The organism is Plantactinospora sp. ZYX-F-223 (genome assembly GCF_039649625.1).
GTDB lineage: Bacteria > Actinomycetota > Actinomycetes > Mycobacteriales > Micromonosporaceae > Plantactinospora.
Genome location: NZ_JBDJAV010000068.1, coordinates 25,598 through 33,789 on the forward strand (window position 1 = coordinate 25,598; position 8,192 = coordinate 33,789).

Annotated in this window: 5 protein-coding genes and 2 pseudogenes; 2 read left to right on the plus strand and 5 right to left on the minus strand. The window is 69.7% G+C overall.

From position 1 onward, the window contains the following. On the minus strand, positions 1 to 1,653 hold the full coding sequence (locus tag AAH979_RS38895; protein WP_346263115.1) for an ABC transporter substrate-binding protein: 1,653 nt from the start codon (positions 1,651 to 1,653) through the stop codon (positions 1 to 3). Positions 1,654 to 2,336: 683 nt separating this feature from the next. Then, positions 2,337 to 2,461, minus strand: a pseudogene (locus tag AAH979_RS38900) (alkanesulfonate monooxygenase); the annotation flags it as partial. Positions 2,462 to 3,256: 795 nt separating this feature from the next. Here AAH979_RS38900 and AAH979_RS38905 point away from each other — a divergent pair. Beyond that, entirely contained in the window at positions 3,257 to 4,321 is a 1,065-nt protein-coding gene (locus tag AAH979_RS38905; protein WP_346263116.1) for an LLM class flavin-dependent oxidoreductase, read from the plus strand. Between the two features lie 772 nt (positions 4,322 to 5,093). Here AAH979_RS38905 and AAH979_RS38910 read toward each other — a convergent pair. The 3 genes and pseudogenes from AAH979_RS38910 to AAH979_RS38920 form a co-directional block, all read right to left on the minus strand. Then, positions 5,094 to 5,717: a lactate utilization protein gene (locus AAH979_RS38910; RefSeq protein WP_346263117.1), complete on the minus strand. Its 624-nt coding sequence runs from the start codon at positions 5,715 to 5,717 to the stop codon at positions 5,094 to 5,096. A 453-nt stretch (positions 5,718 to 6,170) separates the two neighbouring features. Further along, positions 6,171 to 7,010 (minus strand): annotated as a pseudogene (locus AAH979_RS38915) (sulfatase-like hydrolase/transferase); the annotation flags it as partial. A gap of 75 nt (positions 7,011 to 7,085) precedes the next feature. Then, entirely contained in the window at positions 7,086 to 7,502 is a 417-nt protein-coding gene (locus AAH979_RS38920; protein ID WP_346263118.1) for a helix-turn-helix domain-containing protein, read from the minus strand. Between the two features lie 343 nt (positions 7,503 to 7,845). Here AAH979_RS38920 and AAH979_RS38925 point away from each other — a divergent pair, with 343 nt between their 5' ends. Next, positions 7,846 to 8,184, plus strand: a complete 339-nt coding sequence (locus AAH979_RS38925) for a hypothetical protein (protein ID WP_346263119.1) — start codon at positions 7,846 to 7,848, stop codon at positions 8,182 to 8,184. Positions 8,185 to 8,192 lie beyond the last annotated feature (8 nt).

Sequence of the window (8,192 nt, forward strand, 5' to 3'; positions counted from 1 at the left end):
TCAGTGGCCGATCCACAGGTCGTACGCGCTTGCCGGGACGCCCGCGGTCGGTTCGAAGCCGATGCCGCCGACGGCGGTGCTGGCAGCGATCTGGTCGGCCGGGGCGTAGAGCGGCAGCAGCAGTGCCTGGTCGGCCACTACCCGTTGCTGGAGATCGGCGTAGATCCTGGCCCGCTGCACGGGATCGCCGGTCGCCTGGCCGGCCGCCAACAGTCGGTCGAGCTCCGGGTCGTTGACCTGGGTGCGGTTGATGGCGCCGGCGGAGTGCAGCAGCAGGTTCAGCGCCGCGCCGGCGTCAGTGTCCGCCCGCGAGTTGTCGAACACCTCGTACCGGTTGCCGTTGAGCGCCTCGGTCGCGGTGCCCTGGTCGACGACGGAGATCGCGAGGTCGATGCCGGCGCTCTGCTTGACCGCCGCCTGCACCGCCTGGGCGAGGATGTCGCGGCGATCCCGGACGTACGGCGCGGACTGTAGCAGCCGTACGGTGAGTCGCCGGCCGTCCTTGACGCGGTAGCCCGCCGCGTCCCGCCTGGTCCAGCCGGCCGCGTCCAGCAGGGCGTTCGCCCGGGCCGCGTTGCCGCCGTACGTCCCCTCGAACCGTTTGTCGTAGAGCCGACTGGCTGGACTCACCACGCTCCACGCCCGGGTGGCGGTGTCCCGGTAGACGGCCTGTAGCACGGCGTCCACGTCCACGGCGTCCCGGAAGGCGCGCCGGACCCGCTCGTCGTCGAAGGGCGGGTGGGAGACGTTGAAGTAGTAGGAGTACGCCGACCCGGAGTTCAGTTCCCGGATCAGCCGTAGGTTGGGGTTGCCGGTGATCAGTTGCTGGTCGGTCGCGGGTACCCCCTCGATGAGCTGGACCTGGTTGGCGGTGAGCGCGCCGACCCGCACCGAGGATTCCTTGAGGAAGCGGTAGGTGATCTGCTCCAGGTACGCCGGTCCGGTGTGGCCGGCCGTCGGCGGCGCCCAGTTGTAGGCCGGGTTCTTCCGGTACCGCACCTCCTGACCGGGCACGTACCGGTCCAGGATGAACGGCCCGGTGCCGACCACGTCGGTCCCGCCGGCCTTGATGTTCCGCGCCGTGCGCAGCGACTGCGGCGAGATCTGTGCGCCCTGCGGGGAGGCGAGGAAGTCCAGGATCAGTACGTCGGGTGCGGTGAGGACGAACCGTACGGTGTCCGGGGCGAGCACCTCGACGGTCTTCAGGTTACGCAACTGGACCGCGGCGACAGTCGGGGCGTAGCCGGGCTGGCGGAGCTGGTCGATGTTGGCCTTCACCGCGGCGGCGTCGAACCGCTCGCCGTCGTGGAAGGTGACGTCGGTGCGGAGCTTCAGGGTGTACGCGAGTCCGTCCGGCGACGCCTGGTACCCGGTGGCCAACCACGGGACGGGGGCCCCGGTGCGGTCGTGGGTGAGCAGCGACTCGAACGAGTTCCAGACCAGCAGCCGCGCCTTCGCCTGGGCGTACAGGTGCGGGTTGAACGTGATCGGCTCGGTCTCGATGCCCCAGGTCAGCGAGCCGCCGGACCGGGGCGGGCCGGCGGCGCCAGCCGGGGTCCCGCCGGTTGTCCCGGGGGAGCAGGCGGCGAGGGTGAGGGCCAGGCAACTGGCCAGGGCGGCGAGTAGGGACGGCTGGAAGCGGGCGGTGGACATGGCGGGTCTCCTGTCCAGCAGGGAACGCGGTAGCTACCGGTGCGGTGCTCGGGCGTGCGGCGCTCGGCGCTGGCGCGGCGGCGTGGTGGAGGGGACCGGCGGATAGCTCGGCGGCGAGCCGCACCGGCGGCGGACGCCGGGACGGCGCGCCGTGAGGAGGCGGTGGAGCTCGGGATCAACCCGGAGTGCCGGATCAGCTCAGACAGGAACTGGACCACACCCGACCGAAGTCGATGTGGCCGCGGATGGTCAGCCGCAGCTCGCTGGACATGGGTCGAGTTCAGTCCGTGAGGGGCGTGGATGTCAATGTCTGGGCCCGTCGATGTCGGTCTTCGCACGTCGATGGGGATTTTCGTTGACCAAATACCTACTATAACGATAGGATTTGAGGGTTACTCGCCTTGCTGTCGCTGCCGCGACCAACCCCGGCGCGGCACCGCCGGAAGGAGTGGGGAGGACGCGATGACGCTCGCCGTGGAAGCTTCCGAGGTGGATCCCGAGCCGACGCGGTTGGTCAGCCCGACCGCTTTCGTTCGCTGCTGTGAGCGGCAGGCGGCGACTGTCATGGACGGTGCGGGTTTCCGCCCTGACGGTTCGGGATCCTCGCCCGCAGTCGGCCGGCGACGCTGAGTCGCGCGCGGCGGAGATCAGCCGGCGACGCTTGTCAGTCAGCCGACGGCGCCGATCCGCGCGGCGTAGCTGCCGACCAGTGCGGTACCGGCGCCTCGCGGACCAGTCCGATGCCGGCCCAGAGGTTGGGTGCGATGGTCAGCCCGTCGGCCGTACCGCCGTTCAGCGCGGCTCCGCGGATCGCCGCCGTGGGTTGGTCGACGGCGGCGGGGGTTGCCGCGAGTCCGGCGATCGCGGCTCCGGTCGCCCGCAGGCGCCGTCGCGCGGACGTGTGAAACACCGTCACATGGTCCACCTCGACAGCACGGTCGACCAGCACGCGGGCCAGCATCACTGAACCTTTTCAACCTGAACTGCGCGGCGCTCACACACCGCGTCGGACCTCGCCCTCCGACGGACCGCAAGGGGAGGTTGAAAAAGGTTCACTGCGCGCTGACGAAGAACGCGAAGTCGATCTCCTGTCTGGAGTAGAGGAGCGACCTGACCAGGATCCACACTATACCTATCGACTTGATAGGTATACCCTGTGATCCAGGCTACGGGTCTGGCTCCGGTATGGCTGCGGATGAACGACAGGCCGGGAGAGCGGACTCGAGCCGGGGAAAGCGATGACAGTGACCGGGACGGGGGCAACCAGCGCGGCCCAGGCCGTGACCAACGTGGACGGGCATCCCTTCGTCGCCAGGCTCGGGCAGTACGCCGAAGAGGCACCCCGCGCTGGAGACCGACCACACCGAGGTGCCTGCGGCGGCCGTCGAAGGTTTCGCCGAGCTGGGCGCACTCAACCACCTCGCCCCGGCGAGTACGGCGGCGCCGGACTCGGTCGCGATGCCGACCGGCGGCTGCACGAGCCCCCTTGCCAGGGCACGTGTCGGCGCTCTCGTCCTGGCCCAGGGCCAGTCGACCACCGTCCGCGAGGCCCAACTCACGCACTTCACATGCCGATCACCGAAGGGAACAGGAGGGTTCGTTCATGAGCTACGAGTACCTCTGGTACATCCCGAATCAGGTCCAGCCCGGTCACCGTGGCGACGACGTCGTCGAGAACCACAACGGCCTGGAGACTCTCACCAGCCACGCCAGGGCTCTCGAGGAGCACGGGTGGGGCGGCGCGCTCATCGGCACCGGCTGGGGACGGCCCGACACCTTCACGGTCGCCACCGCGCTGGCGGCACGGACGATGACGTTCCGGCCGCTGATCGCGATCCGGCCCGGCTACTGGCATCCGGCCAACTTCGCGTCCGCCGCCGCGACCCTGGATCACCTCACGCGGGGGCGAGTGCTGATCAACATCGTGTCGGGTAGGGACAACCTGGCAGCGTACGGCGACAGCGAAGGCGACCAGGCCCACCGCTACGTCCGTACCAGGGAGTTCATCCAGATCGTGCGCAAGCTGTGGACCGAGGAGAACGTCACCTTCCACGGCGAGCACTTCGGCGTCACCGACTCCACCGTGGTACCACGAACTGTCGTCCGGGGCGATCGCCGGCATCCCCGGCTCTATTTCGGCGGCGCCTCCGAAGCCGCCGAAAAGGTGGCGGCCACCGAGGCCGACGTACAGCTTTTCTGGGGTGAGCCACTCGACGGTGTCCGTGAGCGGATCGAACGGCTCAAGAAACTCAGCGCGGAGCTGGGACGCGAGCACGCTCCACTGGAGTTCGGGCTGCGGGTCACCACACTGGTGCGGGACACCACGGAGCAGGCCTGGGCCGACGCCGAGGCCAGGGTCGCGGAGATGGCGAAGGGCAAGGGCATCAGCTTGCGCGACCCGATCCGGCGGGCCGCCGTCGGTCAGCAGCGGCTGCTGGACCTGGCCGCGCGGGGAGAGGTGCTCGACGACAACCTCTACACCACGCCGGGCAAGTTCGGCGGCGGTGGCGCGGGCACCACCTGGCTGGTCGGCTCGGCCGAAGACGTGGCAAGTTCGCTGCGCAAGTACCAGGCCCTCGGCATCACCCACTTCGTCCTCTCCGACACCCCGTACCTGCCAGAGATCAAGCGCCAGGGCGGCCAACTCCTGCCGCTGCTGCCCAAATGAGCGCTGGCGCCTGTTCCTTCCACCACCGCACCGCTGGACACAATCCGCCGGCGACGACTGGCCGCCGTCCGCGCTCGCCCAGACCTCCGGGTACGGCACGCTGATCCAGGCCGCTCCCGGGTTGGGCCTATCCCGCTGACCGCCGGTCTCGGGGCTTCGCGAACGGCGGTCAGCGGGTGTGGTGACGCTCTCGCCCCTCGCCGGGGCCTTCGCGGCCCGACCGGCCCGACCGGCCGGGCCGCGAAGGCCGCGAGAGGTGTTGCGGTTGCCGGCTAGGTGTTGTATCCGGGCGAGCCGACAACGCCGCCGGGCGCCGTCCGGGCCGGCCGCAGCCCGCCAGTAGATCCACGAGACACCCCCTAGGCCCGCGCCGGGCATGGGCGCGCTCAAGCCGTGGCATCTGCCTGTCCGGTCCCTCTGCTGCCTGCTACCGCTCGTCGCCGCGCTGGCGGCACAGTGCCAGCTCCTCGGTGGCGGCCCCGGTGGCACGCCATTCGGCGGCATGTCGGCCGACGATGCGGCACGCCTTCGAGGTGAGGGCCACCTTATTGCTACGGGCGTCGGCGCCAGGGGCGGTGCGGACCCAGCCGGCGACGCCAATGGCGGCCGCCTTCTGGCAGGGGAGGAGGAGAGGAACGCGGGATTGTGGCGTTCCGCCACCCCGAAACCGTAAGAGCCGACCCGCCCCGCCCAGACCGCGAGGTCGACCAGCACGGAGCCGGTCGCGCTCGTTGCCCTGCGGTCGCCAGCAGCGTACTGGCCAGAAACTCCACTAGAAACCGATGGGCTCGCGGACCAGGATCACGGTCCCCCGGTCCGGAAATGCTTCCCGCTCCAGGATCAGGATCCGGCCGAGGAACGACGACTGCCCGTACAAGCGCTGGATCCGTTCGTGCTCCTTGGGCAGGCTGTAGCTGCGGAGCCGGCGCAGCCCGGTCTCCAGGTCCGGCACAACTTTCTGCGCGCCGACCACCCAGACCGCCTTGCGGGCACCGGATGCGTACGGCGCGAACTGGCTGCCGCTGGCCGAACCGACGACTAGCTGGCCCTCCTCGGTGACCGCGTGCACGCTGCCGACCACGACGTCCGGCACGGCACCGAGGCGGATCTGGTCGTACACATCGGCGGACAGGTCGCTGGCGTTCGCGCGTACCGATTGGAAGTTGCCGGACTCGTCCAGGTCAGCGGCGATCCCGGACAGCCGCAGCGTCTCGCTGGTGGCGGTGAACACGCTCTGGTCCCGCGGCACCAGATCGACCACCAGCTTGCGGGCCTCCTCGGTAGTGTCCACAAGGTGGACGGTGTATCCGTTGGCCCGTAGGGCCTTCGCCGTGCGGTCCAGCTGCGCCGCGCCGGCCGGGGTGGCGAACGACTCGTCAGGGGTCACACTGGTCATCTCTGTTATTCCTATCGGTAGTATCTGGTAACCGAGCCCATTCTGGGTAACCGTGAAGGGGCGCGGAAGACGGCACTTTCTTCTGCCTCAGTCACCTGAAGGTCACCATGGCCGCGAACAGGGCGTCGGATGGGCTCTCCGCCCGGGACTCCACCACCTGCCGGATCCGGAGATCCTGGACCGGATCGGCGACAAGTGGGCGTTGACCGTGATCGGCGAGTTGGCCGACGTTCCCGGCACTTCAGCGAGCTGAAGAACGCCGTTCCCGGGAGTCGCTTGACGGGCCAGGCGGCCACGAGCTGACCGTCGCATTCAGGCGAACTCGTCGGTTGGGCTACCGGGTGGCCGCCAGCGCCGTGTGGAAGATCGTCGCCCCAGGCCGGGCTGGACCCCGCGCCAGGTGTAACGGACCTACCTGGGGAACAGTTCCGGACTCATGCTGAGGGCTGCCAACTACCGTCGATCTCGGCCGTCCACGCGCCGTCGGTGCCGCCGAACTGATCCTGCATTCGGCGCAGGCGGCCAGCAACCGGGCCACCGTGTCGGCGTGCTCGGGCGCCCCGGCGAGGTCGATGCGCTGCCATGGGTCGGCCACAAGACGTGTGGATCAACCGCTGGAGGTGGCGGTACGCGCCGCAGAGACGCCCCGGTGTCGTCGGCCGCAGCCCGGTCCCCGGCGGCCGCCGTGGCCGTGTCCCTGGTGTCCGACAACCAGCCGGCCAGGCTGGGGAACTGCACGGTGTCTGGCAGCGGGATGGCGAGCACGTCGCACAGCGTGGGGTAGATGCTGGCCTGGTAGGTGAGGCGGTTGATCCGTCGTCCGGCCGGGATCCCGGGGCCGGCGATGATCGGGGGCACTCGGGTGCTGTGGTCGTACATCGACTGTTTGCCCATCAGGCCGTGCTCGCCCAGCGCCAGACCGGGGTCGCCGGAGAAGACCACGGTCGTGTCGTCGGTCAGCCCGCGCCGGTCGAGGTCGTCGAGCAACCGGCTGATCTGCTCGTCGGCGTGGCTGACGATGGCCAGGTACTCCCGCAGGTGCAACCGCACCGCTTCCGGCGTACGCGGGAACGGCGCGAGCAGTTCGTCGCGGATCGGGCGGTCGCCCTGGTCGAACGGATGCTCCGCCAGCAGGTTGGGTGGCAGCCGTACGGCGCTCGGCGGATACCGGTCCAGCCAGGCGCGCGGCGCCTGCCGCGGGTCGTGCGGCGCGTGCAGCGCCACGTAGAGGAAGAAGGGCCGCTCGGCCGGGCGTACGTCGGCGAGGAAGGCGCGGGCCACGTCGATCCACCGTTCGCTGCTGTGTACGACGCGTTCGTCGACCCTGACCCGGCCCGGTCCGGGCGTCCTCGAGCCGGGTCCGTGACGTCATCGGGCGTCGTACTCGGAACGAGCCTTGTCGACCTCGTCGATGTGCTGGAGGGCCCAGGCCAGCAGCGCCGACACGGTGTCGAGCAGGGTCTCGCCCAGCGGCGTCAGCTCGTAGTCGACGCGGGGCGGCACCACCGGGTGCACGGTGCGGGACACGAGCCCGTCGCGTTCGAGGCCGCGCAGTGTCGTGGTGAGCATGCGTTGGCTGACGCCCGGGATGGCACGCCGCAGCTCGGTGAAGCGCTGCGGCTCCTTGCCGAGCTCCGCGATGATGGTCACCGCCCACTTCTCGCCGACCCGGTCCAGGACCTCCCTGACCCGGCACGTCGTGTCGTCGCGGGCGGCGAGGACCGCGGGCGCCCGCTCGCGCCATGGGTCCTCGGCTGAGGTGTACGCGGCCATGGTTACCTCCACCTCACTGAGGCAGGAAAGGGTGCCGTCTTCCGCACCGCCGAAGCATACCCTGGCCTTCCGATAGGGTTAGTGGAAAATATCGTGGAGGCTGATCGGTGCTGCGCTATCTCGCCCGGCGGTTGGCGCAGGCGATCTTCGTGCTGTAGACGGCATGCACCGTTTCGTTCCTGATCCTGTACGCGTTGCCCGGCGACCCCGTCGCGGTTATGGCCGGGGCGGAGGTCGGCCGGGACGTCACGTCGGCGCGGCTGGACGCGCTGCGGCACGAGTACGGCTTGGATCGCCCGGTGGCGGTCCAGTACGCCGACCAGCTCTGGCAGTTGGCGCAGGGGGACTTCGGTCGGTGCAGGCGCAGCTTGTCGTGCAGCAGGTGCGGGGCATCGGGCAGGCCACGGCCTACGCCGACCAGCTAGGGGCGAAGTTCGGGTACTCGGCGGGCACCTACAAGGCGATCGTGGCCTGGGATAACCCCGAGGAGTGGGGCGGCTCGCACCATTGCAGCTCGCAGGCGCTCGGTGACCTGAAGAAGCGGCAGACCAACGCCATCATCTACAACACCAGGGCACTGAGCCTCGCCTCCGGCGACATTTCGAAGTACTGGAGCGCCGGGTGGTTGAAGGACGGACTGAGGCACCCCCCGGGATGTGGACACCGGGTTATGCCGCGACTTGATGCAGCGTAGTGGGTGTG